The sequence below is a fragment of the Rickettsia endosymbiont of Ixodes pacificus genome (assembly GCF_000965155.1).
Taxonomy (GTDB): Bacteria; Pseudomonadota; Alphaproteobacteria; order Rickettsiales; family Rickettsiaceae; genus Rickettsia; species Rickettsia tamurae.
Map to the genome: position 1 here is coordinate 1 of NZ_LAOP01000004.1, position 14,835 is coordinate 14,835.

Consider the following 14,835-nt stretch of genomic DNA (forward strand, 5'->3'; position numbering starts at 1 on the left):
AACTAAGAATCGTTATGTGCTAATTACGGACGTCCATCAATTGATCCTGTATTATTTTTTAGGATGCAAATAATAAGTTACTTATATGGTATAAAGTCAAATAGACGATTATGTAAAGAAATTCAGTTAAATATAGCATATAGGTGGTTTTGTGGTTTAAGTTTAGAGGATAAAGTACCGGATCATTCATCATTAAGTAGGATAAGAGATAGATTTGGGGTAGAACTATTTCAAGAAATATTTATAAGCTTGATTAAGCAATGGTATGAACTAGATATTATAAAAGGAGAAACAATTATTTCAGATGCCTCTTTAGTTGAATCTAATGCCTCTATGAATAGCCTAATATTAAGAAAAGATCAAGGTGATTCACAAAAGAGAGAATTAAAAAAATATGAACGTCGTTATCATGATTTCCGAGAAGGGAAAAAAGTAAGGAAAATATCTAATCAAACTCATGTCAGTAGGACAGATCCTGATTGTAGTCTTGTATCAAGAACTAATGGTTATAAAAAGCTATGTTATAAGACCCACTACTCAATTGATTCAGATTCACGTATTATAATAGATTGTTATGTAAGTACAGGATCACAACATGAGTGTATTGTACTTCCAAGTAGAGTTTGGAATATATTAAATAATTTTTCTTTTAGAGTAAAAGAATGGATAGCAGACAAAGGTTATGGTAGAGGTCCAACCTATGGATATTTTAAATTACTTGGAATTACAACTTATATACCTTTACATGTAGATAATCTTGGTGAAGGAAAAATAAGTAGGGGGGAATTTCAATATGATAGAGAACAGGATAGATATAAGTGTCCACAGGGACATTATCTTTATCCGTATGATAAATTAGATAAAAAACAAATAAAACGTTATCGTATTACAGGAGGGCATTGTAAAAATTGCTCTCTAAAATCAGGTTGTATTTCTGATAATTATAGTAATAGAGGACGATTTATTTATCGTAATCCTTATCAGGATGAAATAGATGAGGTAAAGGTCAGACAGAATAGAATTGATTTTAAGAAAAAACTAATTGAGAGAAAGTGGAAAATAGAAGGTCTATTTGGTGAAGCTAAGGAGAATCATGGTTTACGAGGAGCAAAATTTAGAAGTGTACAGAAAACACAGATTCAAATACTGATGATTGCGATAGTACAAAATTTTAAACGGATACTTAAAATTATTTTTTGGTTTTTTTATCTACTGCTATTAAAGATAAAAAAATATTAAAGTATTTGCAACCTTGTTGATTTTTTCAACAGCCCGGTCAACTACTACAACATAGGAATAAGGGGTGTACGGAAACGTTCGTTTTTAGACATATAGAGTTTTGCTCTTTTTTACTACTTTTTGCTTTTGTCGTTCTATGTGATGTTTTACTACTTGATTTAATTCTTCACGTCTTTTTTTATAATTGTAGGTAATATTGTTCTCTGTTTTTATATCTGTGTTTTTATCGATGATGCTAGTAGTATCATATGAGCGGGATAATTGCATATTTTAGATCCTAATAATTATTTATGTAAAATACAGATGAAAAGGAACTCTGTAGATGTCAGATAATTAAGATTTTTTAGGTTTAAAGAATTTGTTAGTTTTTGGCGGCACTTCTTCTTTAGTCACTAAAGTAGCAGGGGTGCCATCTAGGTTAAAGCGTTGTTTACCTTCGACTAGTAATTTTTTGTATCTTTTATCAGAGCAATATCTTCTAAAGAATCTGTGAATTTGTTGTTTTGAGAAATTCTCTTTTTCTGTATCTATAATTTCCTTGTGAATACCTATAGCTAAAGGTTTTGCTTTCATTGCGAAACATAGAGGGTATTTTGTTTGTAATAATTTTAAAACTTGTTTGTATTCTTTTTTCCATCGTGTCAGTTTAGCTTGGACAGCTTCTTGTTGCTCAGCAGTTAATGCTTGGACTTTTGCAACTTTATTGTGTTGAGCATTAGGTTTGACACTGTTAGTAGGTTGGGTACTACCAGTTTTTTGCTGTAATGCATGCTTATCGATGACTACTACTTGTTTTTGTGGTAGCTGAGGTAGAATAGCTTGTATCGGTATTTTAAGCTTCAATGTAGATCTTGCAGTTTGCATAACGTTTTACTACTCGTTTCTTAGTTTGTTGATTTCAGCAATAGATAAACCAGTAACCTTGGAAATAAAATCAGGATCAGAGTCAGCTGAAAGCATATTTTTTGCCACTTCTATTGATTTAGTATATTCGCCTTCAGCTTTTCCTCTAGCTTCAGCGGATTCAATCATGAAATCTTCGACAGCTTTGTTATCCATGATGCGTTTAATTTCCTGCTCATAAGCAAGGAGTTCTGCTGCATGCCAGTTAAACTGATTTAATGCTTCATAAGCACGCCCTACTACAAGATCACTACCTATAATTTTCTGCAGGTCAGCTTCACTTGTGTTAGCAGCATATTTAAAGAAATAGCACCATTTTTCGGTAATAGTTTTTAAGTCTTCAATTTTATCTATATTAAATTTAGGTAGTTCAATAAAGCTAAAAGAGAAATCCTTTAAGTCATGTTCAAAAGTAACTTTATCAAGGATGACATGATGAGAGATATAATCAGCTTTATCAGGGAAGATAATATAATCACTAATAGCAATAAAGATGACTTCCTTGAGGTTAGCTAGAGACCGTTTTGTTTTTGTCCTTGGGATAATTGTCGGGAATAGGCTTTAGCAGCATAATATTGAGCTCTTTTCTCAAAGCCTTTAGCAGGAGATACTTGCATTTCTACGATGATTTGCGTGCCATTTTGAGCTTTACAAAGGACATCAACAAGAGATTGCTTTTTATAAGCAATATCAGGGTCTTGAATAGGAGTTAAGAAAGTAACATCCTGTATTTGTTCATCACCTTTAAATCCCATGATATCATTGATGAAGTGGATAAGAATATCTTTGTTTTTTTCAGAACCAAAGATTTTCTTGAAGGCGACATCATTTTTAGGATCGAGGAACTTTGAAACTGCCATGATTAGTTACCAATATTTGTATGTGCATTATATTATAACACAAAATATAAGATAAGTAAGTTATAAAAATAATTGCGTAGATGTTGTTGATTGATATTTATATTCCCATCTGCCGTAAAGCAAGGTGCAAGGAACCTTGTATTTAAGTAGAACCCAGAGTATGGGTTCTACTATTTACATTTTTACATTATATAATATAGATTCTTTAAGTTATTGTAATTTTTTTAGCTTTACTTTGTTCTTTTTTAGGTATTTTAATAGATAAGATACCATCCTTAAATTGTGCTTCTATATGTTCTTCATCAATATTAGATGGTAAACTAATAGAACGGTAGAAAGAGCCATAATATCGTTCCTGCATATGATAATTATGATCTTTCTTTTCAGAAGATTGTTCTTTTGTACCTTCAATAGTTAGGATGTGACTGTCTATTTTAAGATCAATATTATCTTGTGTGATGCCTGGTAATTCCATTTCTAGATTATACTCAGAGTCATTTTCCATAATATCAGTTTTCGGTGATAACATTCTTTCATTGTTGTAAGAGGAAGGATAAGAAAAAGAAGCTATTTCATTAAAGAAGTTATTAAAGACATCATCAATATAGCTTCTTTTATTAGAGTTATTTTGTAGTTCTGATTTATTTCTAATACGTGGTAAATTAAAAGCCATAAAAACCTCCTATTTAAGTTAAATAAAATTAAATAATAACAAATTAATAATCAAAAAAGTTTTAATTATTCGTTATGCTCTTTATTGAACAGGTATTTCTTTAGCATTTTGGTTTTTGAGTTCAATTCTAGGCAAAGTAATGGTCAAGATGCCATTTTTTAGCTTAGAAGAAATAGACTTTTGATCAATATCATCATATAGAGACATAACATAATTAAAGTTTTTATTTAAATGATCAGTAGCACTATTTGCTTTAGTATCGTCAATGTTACCTTCAATAAAAAGCTTATGATTATTTACTTTAAGTTTAATGTGACTTTTATCATAGCCTGGTACTTCTAGGACTAGGATATATTGTTTGTCTTGAGGAATGAATTTACTTTTTATAGCACTTGAGTCATAGATAGATAATCTATCATCAAATATACTATTCCAGTAATAATCAAAGGCAGAGAAAGGACGATTAATAAAATCTAATGGATGACGTAAATAAATAGTATAATGATTATTATTTGATGTTTTTTTATCCTCAGCCGCAATTGCTGGATTGACCAATAAAATGACAGTAATGCAAGTTATTAAATATAATTTAATATTGTTGTATAACATAATTATCTTCTTTTACTTCAATTTGACTATATAAGGTTAATTTATAGAATCTATAGAATCGTAACATAATTATATATCTTTAGATATAGTTTTAGAATAGAAAAATTCAAGTAATTATTGCTGACGTTTATATCCTCCGAGGAATCTAATAAGGTGTAGAAATAGGTTAATAAAGTCTAGATATAAGTTAAAAGCAGCTACAATAGACATTTTTTGTGCTAAATGATTGTCAGTATTAGTGAAGTAGAAAGATTTAATTTTTTGAGTATCCCAGACTATTAGTCCAATAAAGATGATTACTCCTAGAAAAGAAGAAGCAAAATATACAGCAGGACTTTGTAAGAAAAGATTAATAAGTGAAGTAAGCAGTAAACCGACAAGTCCCATTAAAAAGAAAGAACCCCAAGAAGTAAGATCCTTATTAGTGTTATATCCATATAAGCTCATCATACCAAAGACAGCAGCACAGATAAAGAAAGTTCTAGCAATAGATATGGTAGTATAGATAAGAAATAGGTAAGATAAAGACATGCCTACTAGAACTGCGTATATCCAGAATAAGATTTGTGCCGATTGAATAGATAATTTAGAGAAGCCAAAGAAGAAATATGAGCAATAGTTAAAGGGGCAAAAGCAACAATAGAGCCAAAAGTAGTATTAAACATTAAGTTTACAAGTGGTGTCCAAGAAATTGTGATAATAGCAGTACTACCAGTTAATAGCAGAGCTACAGCCATAAGGTTATAAACCTTTAACATAAATTGTCTCAGACCTTCATCATGAGTTTTAGAAGTAGTATGTGTAGTAGTAGTGTAATCAATCATAGGTAAAAATTGTTGAATATATGTTTATGATTCAAATTATAAATATAATAATAAGATTTTTTAGTTTCAAGGTTATTTATTACTCTTTTTATTAGAGCAATAATGTTTAGAGTTAAGGATTAGAAATATTTATCGAATAGGAATAGGAGCAAAGAGATGAAGATACTAAAGAGCAGGCAAGAGGTTAGAGGGCAGAAAAAAGAGAAGTTACCTTTTTGAAAGAAAAAGTCACCTGGTAGACGTCCAAGTTTAAGATAAGGGATGAGAGGATAGATAAGTCCAATGGTGGTTATGAGTAATCCAAGTATTATGAAGAATTTCTGCATATAAGAACCTGATAATTATAGTTAATAATTATTTTATAAGGAGTGATTGTCCTTTGATTTTCCATTTATCAATAATTTTAGGATTAAGTATTAATTGCTCTTTACAATCGAGTAGCATTCCGTAGAGAATATGGGCATTATTTGGGTGCAGATAATCAAGACCTGCTTTGACAAATAACCCCCCAAGCATAATCTTTTTTCTGCTATCTGCTTTACGATCAAAGGTGGTAGCTTTTTGATATTGCATACGAGTATACCATAGTTTTTTTACAATAGATTTAATCAGTTTTGGTGTTGTCTGATTTTGGTTTACTGGTTAAATTCACTCTAATCTCAAGTGTTTGATACTAAACTAGTATACCGGCAATAATAATCAATAGTCAATGATAATAAAGCATCATACATATTTCTTTTACAGATATTGCGGGGGTTCTTTTAAGGGGGGCAGCAAGCCCCCTTAATGCACTTTCGCGTTTTGTTGGCACAAAACGCTATGCGCTCAGTGTGTATAAAACTATAGATAAAGAAAGTGGAGAAGCTATTAGTATTACTTATGATTTTAGCAAAAAACAAGGAGTAGTATATAGTAAGATATTTGTATCTAAAGAATTTCAGGATATAGCATGGTTAAAAGATAGAGAGTTATTATGGAATGCAGCTGAAGCAAGAGAGAGAAGAGCTGATTCAAGGCCTGGTGCTGAGATAGAATTTGCATTGCCTAAAGAAGTAAATAAGGAAGATAATATTAGATTAGTTGAGGAATATGTTCAAAAATGGATAGTATCACGAGGCATAGTATGTGACGTTAATATTCACTATGACAATCCTGATAATCCACATGTGCATATACAGTATTTAACAAGAAGGTTAGGGCGTTTAGAGAATGGGGAAGTAGTAATTGGAAAGGTAAAAGATAGAGAGTTAGAAAGTCCAAGAGTCTTATATTTTCTAAGAGAAGAATGTGAGATAGCAACTAATAAGCTGTATGAGGAAGTAGGTTTACCATTTAGAGTCAGTAGTAAGTCATATAAAGCACTTGGTATAGATCAAGAGCCGACCAAGCATAGAGGAGTAACTAATCATATGCAAGGCACGGAGTTAGAAGAAAAAAACAAAGAAATAATAGCTGAGAATGCACAGAAGATATATGAGAATCCAGAGATAGTATTTGGTCGTATTTCATATACGAAGCCAGTGTTTACTAAAGAAGATATAGCTATAGCATTATCAGATGCTTTGATGGTGCATCTAGTATCGAAAGGTAGTGATATTGCTAAGGAACAAGAAGCTATTAGAGAGTTTGGTAAGAGACTCGTTCAGGAGTGCGGTAGTAGTGAAAATGCGTCACAAAATATAGAGAATAATTCAGTAGCAAATACGGCTAACGACCAAGCAGATAGTAGAGCTAACAACCCAGCTATCGAGCATCTGAACAAAGAATATGGAGAAGAGTTCTTAAGACTCTATAATCAGCTATTGGTATCTGACAAGATAGAGCTGATGGATCAAAAAGATTTGATGGGAAGAACGCTATACTCCTTAAAATCTAGAGTAAATTTAGAGCGTCGTTATATATCTGCTATAGAAGAGTTAAATGCTAAGGAAGAGCATAATCTTAATATTAACGCTGAGAGTTTAGAAAGAAATAGTCTCAAAGAACAAATAGGCGATTTGGTAAATGTAGTAGGAGCAAACCTACAAAATAAATTTAACGATAAAATAGGAGGTAGTTTAGGCTTAAAGCTTAATGTATTTGGCAGTAAGAACCACGTGTTCAGTAGTGAGCAGATTGACGCAATCTTGTCTGTCTGCAACGGCTCAGATATCAGCATACTTGAAGGTAATCCTGGAGCTGGTGAGACTTTTGTAATGAGAGAGATAGTACGGCAGTACAAGAAGGAAGGATTTAAGGTGGTAGGGGTTTATTCTGATTATCAAAAACGTCGTGAACAGACAAGATTAGCGGATATTGCAAGAGAAGCAGAAAGCAAGACATTAATATCACATACGGAGCAAATTAAGCATGAGATAGCATCTGAGGTGTTTGTAGCCTTAGAAAAAGATCAGAAATTTTTTGTAGCACTAAATGGCAACATCAAATATAGAACATTTAATTATGAATTCCAGGACTTAGCACAGCAAGCTCTTGAACACAAGGAACAAGAACTTTTACCTAAATTAAAAGATATAGCAGCAGTAGAGCAGCATGGAGTCTTCAGCACGCAAGACATATTAGTACAGCTTAAGAATAGTAAAAATCTAGAAGAGACATATAAGCATTTTGATAGAAGTTTAGAGAGTTATCAGTTAGAGACTCAGTATCAGATGATTCAGCAAGACAAAGCTCACGCTAAGACAATCGATGAAATGTTAACTGCAATTAGCCGTGAACATGAATTCTTTAAGTCTCTTGATGGGAATCTTAAATACGCAGAGCAATATGATAGTAGTTTATTATCTGCGATATCAAATGCTAAGACTATAGAGCAAGATAAGTTAATTAGTAATATGCATAATATGGTAGTATATGCCCAAAAACATGGTATATTAAAGGATTACGAGATACTAAATCAATTTAACTCTTCTGATAGTCATAATGTGCTTAAGAATTTAAGTAAAACATGTGAGAAGCATTATATGGATCATCACAATGAGAATATAAAGCAGCTATTAGATGATGAGCATGTGATGGTAGGCACTAAGAAATATTCATGCCCACTTAAATACATGAAGCATGAGATGCAGAATAATATCCCAGGCTTTGTAGATGAGAAGCATGTAGCATCAACCTTTGCTAAGGTCAAAGCAGAAGTTAAAGAACTCCGCTTAGAAAGGGAGCTAGAGCATACGATGATTATGAGGTTATAAGGATTTGCAAGTATGACTAATGAAGAGCATAATAATCAACAACAGCAAAAAGACTTAGAAAATAGCGGTGCTTCTGAGCGTCCAAGGCATGATGCACTCATTCGTAAGGCTCTAGAGAATCCAATAGTAGCTAAAGAGTTCTTTGAAATGCATCTTCCAAAAGAGATTCAGGCTATGTTCTTGCCTCATACTCTTAAAATGGAAAAAGAAAGCTTTGTTGAAGCAGACCTTAGACACTCTATATCCGATATTCTATTCTCAGCTAAGTTTAATGATGATACTGGATATTTTTGGATTCTTTTAGAGCATCAAAGTACTCCTGATCACTTCATGGCTTTTAGGCTATTTAAATATATGACTGATATTGCATCAAGGCATTTAACTCTTCATCCTAAATCTAAGTATCTGCCTTTCGTATATCCGTTAATATTTTACAACGGCAAAAAGAAATACAATGCTCCAAAGAATATTTGGGAACTATTTAAAAATAAACAGCTGGTGCAAGATATTTGGACTAAGGACCATCAGGTGATTAATATTCATGACATCCCTGATGAGGAATTAAAGAAAAAAGCTTGGTCAGGAATATTGCAATTCTTCATGAAGCATATTCATGAGAGAGATCTACTTAAAAGATGGTATGAGGTAGCTGACCTCTTACCTGAATTCGCTAAACTCAATATCGGTATTGATTACCTAGAACTGATATTAACCTATACATTGATTAAAATTAACAAATCTGATAAAATAGAACTAGAAAAAATATTAAAGTCTCGTCTTAATACCGAACAAGGAGAAAAACTTATGACTAGCTTAGCTCAGCATTGGAAAGAAGAAGGTGTACAACAAGGCATGCAGATTGGCGAAGCTCGAGGCATGCAGATTGGCGAAGCTCGAGGCATGCAGATTGGCGAAGCGAAAGGAAAATATGAAGTAGCTAAAAATATGCTTTCTGCTGGTTCTGATATTTCTTTTATCTCTAAAGTTACAGGACTTTCTATTTCTGAAATCAACCAGCTTCTCAAGTCCTAATTCTTAAGTCAAAGGGTTACAACCCCTTTGACTTAGAACCAGTCACGTAAAATATTGTAATTAGAAAAGATAGGTAGTATGTTAGCATCCAAAAGGGAGAAGATGCTAGGATACACAAGCGACATGAGCGATGAAGAGTGGGGATTAATAGAAGAAATAATCAATAAAAGAAAAGGGAAGCAAGGTCGTCCGCCCCTAAGGATGCGCAAGGCTATTATGGAATGGGATATTTTATATAACCAAGAACGGCTGTTTTTGGAGAGATTTGCCTAAAGATTTTGGTCCATGGAAATGAGTATTTAATTACTTTAATAGGTTAAAACATAGAGGAGTAATTGAGGATTTGATGAATAGTGCAAGAAGTATAAGTAAGACTTCAATTAGGCAAAGAATCAAGTCCTAGTATAGGAATCATCGATAGTCAAAGCGAAGGACACGTTCTTTTAAAAAATGAAGAGAAAGGATATGATGGAGGGAAAAAGGTAACAGGGAGAAAACGTCATATAGTTGTAGATACTTTAGGTTATCCTATTAATATTGATGTACATAGTGCTACTCCTCATGATAGTAATTGTGCTAAGATATTATTATTTGGGTTAAAGGAGAAGTTCCCAAGACTTATCAAGATCTTAGCTGATCGCGGTTATCAGGGAAATTTGCAATAATGGTTTTATCGCCATACTAGAGGATGTTTGCTTAGTGTTATTAAACCTGATAATGGTACAAAAGGATTTCAGGTTCAGCTTGAAGGATTTGATGATAAAGTAATATCCTTATATGCTCGGGAATAACCATTAGGGAAATATAGCTAGACCATAGTAAATAGGTACAGTTAAATAAACTTTAGTACGTGTTCTACAGCCATACTGATATCTTTGAATTGCCCCGTAACTTTTCTTATTTCGTTCTTAATCTTAAACCAATAATGTTCTATAGGATTTAAGTCTGGGCTATATGTAGGTAAGAATAAAATTCTGCACCCAACCGACTCGATTAATTTGTAAAACTCTACACGGGCTGTTGAAAAAATCAACAAGGTTGCAAATACTTTAATATTTTTTTATCTTTAATAGCAGTAGATAAAAAAACCAAAAAATAATTTTAAGTATCCGTTTAAAATTTTGTACTATCGCAATCATCAGTATTTGAATCTGTGTTTTCTGTACACTTCTAAATTTTGCTCCTCGTAAACCATGATTCTCCTTAGCTTCACCAAATAGACCTTCTATTTTCCACTTTCTCTCAATTAGTTTTTTCTTAAAATCAATTCTATTCTGTCTGACCTTTACCTCATCTATTTCATCCTGATAAGGATTACGATAAATAAATCGTCCTCTATTACTATAATTATCAGAAATACAACCTGATTTTAGAGAGCAATTTTTACAATGCCCTCCTGTAATACGATAACGTTTTATTTGTTTTTTATCTAATTTATCATACGGATAAAGATAATGTCCCTGTGGACACTTATATCTATCCTGTTCTCTATCATATTGAAATTCCCCCTACTTATTTTTCCTTCACCAAGATTATCTACATGTAAAGGTATATAAGTTGTAATTCCAAGTAATTTAAAATATCCATAGGTTGGACCTCTACCATAACCTTTGTCTGCTATCCATTCTTTTACTCTAAAAGAAAAATTATTTAATATATTCCAAACTCTACTTGGAAGTACAATACACTCATGTTGTGATCCTGTACTTACATAACAATCTATTATAATACGTGAATCTGAATCAATTGAGTAGTGGGTCTTATAACATAGCTTTTTATAACCATTAGTTCTTGATACAAGACTACAATCAGGATCTGTCCTACTGACATGAGTTTGATTAGATATTTTCCTTACTTTTTTCCCTTCTCGGAAATCATGATAACGACGTTCATATTTTTTTAATTCTCTCTTTTGTGAATCACCTTGATCTTTTCTTAATATTAGGCTATTCATAGAGGCATTAGATTCAACTAAAGAGGCATCTGAAATAATTGTTTCTCCTTTTATAATATCTAGTTCATACCATTGCTTAATCAAGCTTATAAATATTTCTTGAAATAGTTCTACCCCAAATCTATCTCTTATCCTACTTAATGATGAATGATCCGGTACTTTATCCTCTAAACTTAAACCACAAAACCACCTATATGCTATATTTAACTGAATTTCTTTACATAATCGTCTATTTGACTTTATACCATATAAGTAACTTATTATTTGCATCCTAAAAAATAATACAGGATCAATTGATGGACGTCCGTAATTAGCACAATAACGATTCTTAGTTATTTCATAGATAAAAGAAAACTCTAATTCTTTAGCTTCATGAATCCTCACTAATAAATGATCATTAGGTATCATGTGCCTTAAGCTAAGGCTATTACATCTCACACTTTGATCAAGCTTATAACCCTGCATCTTTACACCTTCATTTAAGCATAAAAATACAGCTTATTCCTTAGATTAACTCTTTTCTACTTCTTTTTATAACTTTTTCAACAGCCCGAAGATTTAATCTTACAGACAACGACACATCTGCTCTAGATTATCATAGAGAGTAGTCCTTTTAACATTGAATGTCCGGCATATTGCAGCTTTGCTTGTGCCGGATTTCAGTGCCTCACTAATTGCTTGCATTTTTTCAGGTGAGATAACTCGGGGTCTTCCTCCTGTTTTTCCCCGTTGCTTAGCAGATTTTAAACCTGCCATAATTCTTTCTTTTGTAAGTGCTCGTTCATATTGAGCAAGAGCTCCAAAAACACTGAATAAAAACTCACCGTGAGGGGTTGTTGTGTCCATTTGTTCGGTTATGGATTTAAAGCCAATATTTTTCTGTTTAAAGCCATCAATAAGCGTAATAAGATGAGACAATGATCGCCCGAGTCTATCTAACTTCCATACAATGAGACAATCGCCATCTTGTAAATAATCAAGAGCTTCTTGTAATCCTTTTCTATTATCTTTTGCTCCGCTTACCTTATCTTGAAAAATATGTCTTGGATCGACGCCTTCTTTAATAAGTGCATCATATTGAAGATCGAACACTTGGTGTTCATTTTCACTAGAAACTCTCATATATCCAACTAGCATGTACGGAAAACCCTTTTAGTTAATTATCGCACAGCAAAGCAATACGACATTGTTTGTCGTATATAAATAGCTAATTTTTTGGTATTTGTAAATAGATGATAGTTAATATGTCGTAAAACACATGTTTTTAGTCATACTGCACATGCAATCCAATTATGCACAAATATATTTTCTTTGTTCATTACAATAGCTTTTGACCAAAAACAATATTTAAGATAGAGTAAAATCAAATCCACTAACTTCTCAAATTTTCAAAAAATGAAATCACAGTATCAGAACTTCCAGAAACACCTAAACGGAAACTACAGTAATCAAGAATCTATTTTAAATGCAAACGCAAGCAGTGCTATAACAGACGAGGCACTAAATCAAGACAATAGGATTTGTTACAAAAAAAGAAGGGAAGAATTAAATAGAAGAGTTAAAAGTTTACTTGAGCAAAAGAAGCAAGTATCGCAGGCTAGAAACTAGAACAAAAAATTAAGTAAAGATATAGATGGAAAGTAGTAGAATCTACTACTTTCCAAAAAGAATAGTTAGGATTTAGATTTAAGAAGGTTGTTGAGTTCAGAGATAGAAAGCCCAGTAACTTTAGATATAAAAGAGATATCAGAACCAGCATTATACATATTTTTGGCTACTTCATATTTCCCCTCATTTCTACCAATCTGTAAGCCTTTAGCTTCCCCAATCTGCATGCCTTCATTTCTACCAATCTGCATGCCTTGGACCATACCTTTTTGTACGCCCTCATCAATATATTTATCAGCAATAGTTCTCATAAGTCCCTCTTGATCTTCTTTTTTAAGTGCTTGGTATGATCCTAGCTAGCTCTACTTGTTTATCTTCAGACACCTTAGCATCACTATACCACAATAACCATTTAATGTAAATGTAGCCATTTTCCTTATCTATTTCAATACTGCTTTCAAACTTCTCAAATAGACTTTGCCAGAGATTTAAGATATCACGAGCTTTGATATGTTTAAGCATATACTCCATCATACCAAGATGCTGCTTTTTCTCTATCTCATCATCACTTTGTTTTTGTAAGTCTACAAGTAAATACTCATCACCCATCAAATCTTTAGCAGTCTTGCTATCTTCAAATAATTCCCAAAAGCTTCTCGGAGCAGTATACGGCTGATCATTTGCATATACTACTATAGGACATATTAGAGGAAGCTTATTATCTTTTCCCTGTTTGATATGGCTTTGTTCGGAAGGGTATCTGTTGGTCTTTTTTAGACGTAATTATCCTATTTTGACTGTGACACATTTACCGAATGAATTCCATAAATTTATAATATTGGTAATAACAATTGCTTCATGTTTTTGTGATGATATTTATTCTTGATACGCACAGCAAGTTTATTGCAAAACTGTTTGACCTCTAATGGTATCTGTGAAAATAATCACATAGATGATCAAAACTTGGTACTGGAATCTCAAGACCCTTGCCCGCCATAGATCCTCAAAGTAACCTGTTATTTGACGCTGCCCGAAACCAAATAAACGATATAATGTATAAATTAGTTGTATATATGGTACTTGGTATGTCGTTGTCCTCCAGATTCTCCCTCTACGTAAGGTTGGGTATTAATAAACAAAGACTCTAAATCACCTTCAGGAAAATACAGGCTGACCATCCCTCTTTTTCTTAAACTATCGTTATATTGTGACCAATTGGTTATTTTATATCTCGGCTTATCTATTTTTCTTGGCAAACCTGTTTTGTTCTTTCTTTGTATGGCATTTTTAATTATAACTTATCTATTCCAGAATATTATATGGTATTCTCTACATACTACCATTCCTTTTTATTACCCTTCCGAACAAAGCCGTTTAGATTGGGATTACGAAAAAACAAGAGTGCATGTTTATGGATTGATTGAAGGGATGAAGATATCCTCTATTTACGGTCCTCGTAACATTGAAGCTTTTCAATGGGATCGAAGTGTATTAGAATATGGGTTACCTCATGATATCACATTTCAATTAATACAAGATAATTCTTTGATGAAAAATTTTGTATCTTTACTCATATCAAATCAATAAATAGTAACGATTATAGCAAAATTCAAGATGTATTAAGTGCAATTAAAAAACAATTAGATGATTTGTCTAATCAAGGCGAATGCATATAGTAGAATCATATCAGTTTGACTTGGAAGATTTAAACAAGGTAGATTAAGCAAGCGCCATATCTGATTTAGAACGATCATTAATCAGTTATGTAATATTAAACTTTTTTAATCTGACTATGAGATTTTAAGGATTTGCAAGCATGATAACAAAGAGCTTAATCAGAGGCAACAGCAACTGATGTAAGTACAGACAGCGATGCTAGCAACAATATAGAGCGTCCAGATGATGAATAATTTAAAAAGGTCATGAGTGAGCCTGTAGC

General features: G+C 32.5%; 15 protein-coding genes and 4 pseudogenes. 6 read left to right on the forward strand and 13 right to left on the reverse strand.

The features are described from left to right. Positions 1-39: 39 nt before the first annotated feature. Entirely contained in the window at positions 40-1,239 is a 1,200-nt protein-coding gene (locus REIP_RS08040; RefSeq protein ID WP_269429033.1) for an IS1182 family transposase, read from the forward strand. Between the two features lie 84 nt (positions 1,240-1,323). Here REIP_RS08040 and REIP_RS10295 read toward each other — a convergent pair whose 3' ends face one another. The 8 genes and pseudogenes from REIP_RS10295 to REIP_RS08075 all read right to left on the reverse strand — a co-directional run bounded on the left by REIP_RS10295 (position 1,324) and on the right by REIP_RS08075 (position 5,681). Continuing rightward, positions 1,324-1,506 (reverse strand): hypothetical protein, encoded by a 183-nt coding sequence (locus tag REIP_RS10295; protein ID WP_082068330.1) that lies wholly within the window; start codon positions 1,504-1,506, stop codon positions 1,324-1,326. A gap of 66 nt (positions 1,507-1,572) precedes the next feature. Next, positions 1,573-2,082, reverse strand: coding sequence for a ProQ/FINO family protein (locus REIP_RS08640; RefSeq protein WP_052691127.1), 510 nt, complete (start codon positions 2,080-2,082; stop codon positions 1,573-1,575). Positions 2,083-2,112: 30 nt separating this feature from the next. After that, positions 2,113-3,002 (reverse strand): annotated as a pseudogene (locus REIP_RS08645) (Rpn family recombination-promoting nuclease/putative transposase). Between the two features lie 205 nt (positions 3,003-3,207). Continuing rightward, entirely contained in the window at positions 3,208-3,675 is a 468-nt protein-coding gene (locus REIP_RS08060; RefSeq protein WP_052691126.1) for an Hsp20/alpha crystallin family protein, read from the reverse strand. Between the two features lie 81 nt (positions 3,676-3,756). After that, positions 3,757-4,269: an Hsp20/alpha crystallin family protein gene (locus REIP_RS08065; RefSeq protein WP_410525712.1), complete on the reverse strand. Its 513-nt coding sequence runs from the start codon at positions 4,267-4,269 to the stop codon at positions 3,757-3,759. A gap of 129 nt (positions 4,270-4,398) precedes the next feature. Then, positions 4,399-5,108 (reverse strand): annotated as a pseudogene (locus REIP_RS08070) (Bax inhibitor-1/YccA family protein). A gap of 119 nt (positions 5,109-5,227) precedes the next feature. Then, positions 5,228-5,434, reverse strand: a complete 207-nt coding sequence (locus REIP_RS10300; RefSeq protein WP_082068328.1) for a DUF2905 domain-containing protein — start codon at positions 5,432-5,434, stop codon at positions 5,228-5,230. A gap of 28 nt (positions 5,435-5,462) precedes the next feature. After that, positions 5,463-5,681, reverse strand: a complete 219-nt coding sequence (locus REIP_RS08075) for a conjugal transfer protein TraD (protein ID WP_045804412.1) — start codon at positions 5,679-5,681, stop codon at positions 5,463-5,465. Positions 5,682-5,938: 257 nt separating this feature from the next. Between REIP_RS08075 and REIP_RS12955 the strand changes: the two genes are divergently transcribed. From REIP_RS12955 to REIP_RS13820, 4 genes are all read left to right on the forward strand, one after another. Then, entirely contained in the window at positions 5,939-8,302 is a 2,364-nt protein-coding gene (locus REIP_RS12955; RefSeq protein ID WP_082068327.1) for a MobA/MobL family protein, read from the forward strand. A gap of 12 nt (positions 8,303-8,314) precedes the next feature. Next, a complete protein-coding gene (locus REIP_RS08090) occupies positions 8,315-9,334 on the forward strand; it encodes an Rpn family recombination-promoting nuclease/putative transposase (RefSeq protein WP_045804411.1) in 1,020 nt (339 codons plus the stop codon). 235 nt (positions 9,335-9,569) lie between these two features. Next, a complete protein-coding gene (locus tag REIP_RS13815) occupies positions 9,570-9,629 on the forward strand; it encodes a hypothetical protein (RefSeq protein ID WP_367889945.1) in 60 nt (19 codons plus the stop codon). 109 nt (positions 9,630-9,738) lie between these two features. Continuing rightward, positions 9,739-9,999 (forward strand): transposase, encoded by a 261-nt coding sequence (locus REIP_RS13820; RefSeq protein WP_082068331.1) that lies wholly within the window; start codon positions 9,739-9,741, stop codon positions 9,997-9,999. Between the two features lie 167 nt (positions 10,000-10,166). Here the strand turns inward: REIP_RS13820 and REIP_RS10320 are convergent. From REIP_RS10320 to REIP_RS10330, 5 genes and pseudogenes are all read right to left on the reverse strand, one after another. After that, positions 10,167-10,331 (reverse strand): annotated as a pseudogene (locus REIP_RS10320) (transposase); the annotation flags it as partial. Between the two features lie 52 nt (positions 10,332-10,383). After that, on the reverse strand, positions 10,384-10,752 hold the full coding sequence (locus REIP_RS13825) for a transposase (protein ID WP_410525696.1): 369 nt from the start codon (positions 10,750-10,752) through the stop codon (positions 10,384-10,386). A gap of 11 nt (positions 10,753-10,763) precedes the next feature. Beyond that, positions 10,764-11,696 carry a transposase gene (locus REIP_RS08100; protein WP_197069182.1) on the reverse strand — a complete coding sequence of 311 codons (933 nt, stop codon included), beginning with the start codon at positions 11,694-11,696 and terminating at the stop codon, positions 10,764-10,766. Between the two features lie 156 nt (positions 11,697-11,852). Beyond that, positions 11,853-12,425 carry a recombinase family protein gene (locus tag REIP_RS08105; protein WP_082068326.1) on the reverse strand — a complete coding sequence of 191 codons (573 nt, stop codon included), beginning with the start codon at positions 12,423-12,425 and terminating at the stop codon, positions 11,853-11,855. A gap of 536 nt (positions 12,426-12,961) precedes the next feature. Beyond that, a pseudogene (locus REIP_RS10330) lies at positions 12,962-13,631 on the reverse strand (Rpn family recombination-promoting nuclease/putative transposase); the annotation flags it as partial. 543 nt (positions 13,632-14,174) lie between these two features. On the opposite strand from REIP_RS10330, the gene REIP_RS08125 reads away from it, so the two are divergent. Continuing rightward, positions 14,175-14,483, forward strand: coding sequence for a hypothetical protein (locus REIP_RS08125; RefSeq protein ID WP_045804430.1), 309 nt, complete (start codon positions 14,175-14,177; stop codon positions 14,481-14,483). Positions 14,484-14,835 lie beyond the last annotated feature (352 nt).

Excerpts from the sequence above, each read along its gene's own strand:
- REIP_RS10295 (WP_082068330.1), bottom strand. The coding sequence starts at position 1,506 with ATGCAATTATCCCGCTCATATGATACTACTAGCATCATCGATAAAAAC.
- REIP_RS08060 (WP_052691126.1), bottom strand. The coding sequence starts at position 3,675 with ATGGCTTTTAATTTACCACGTATTAGAAATAAATCAGAACTACAAAAT.
- REIP_RS10300 (WP_082068328.1), bottom strand. The coding sequence starts at position 5,434 with ATGCAGAAATTCTTCATAATACTTGGATTACTCATAACCACCATTGGA.
- REIP_RS08075 (WP_045804412.1), bottom strand. The coding sequence starts at position 5,681 with ATGCAATATCAAAAAGCTACCACCTTTGATCGTAAAGCAGATAGCAGA.
- REIP_RS08090 (WP_045804411.1), top strand. The coding sequence starts at position 8,315 with ATGACTAATGAAGAGCATAATAATCAACAACAGCAAAAAGACTTAGAA.
- REIP_RS08100 (WP_197069182.1), bottom strand. The coding sequence starts at position 11,696 with ATGATACCTAATGATCATTTATTAGTGAGGATTCATGAAGCTAAAGAA.
- REIP_RS08105 (WP_082068326.1), bottom strand. The coding sequence starts at position 12,425 with ATGCTAGTTGGATATATGAGAGTTTCTAGTGAAAATGAACACCAAGTG.
- REIP_RS08125 (WP_045804430.1), top strand. The coding sequence starts at position 14,175 with ATGGCATTTTTAATTATAACTTATCTATTCCAGAATATTATATGGTAT.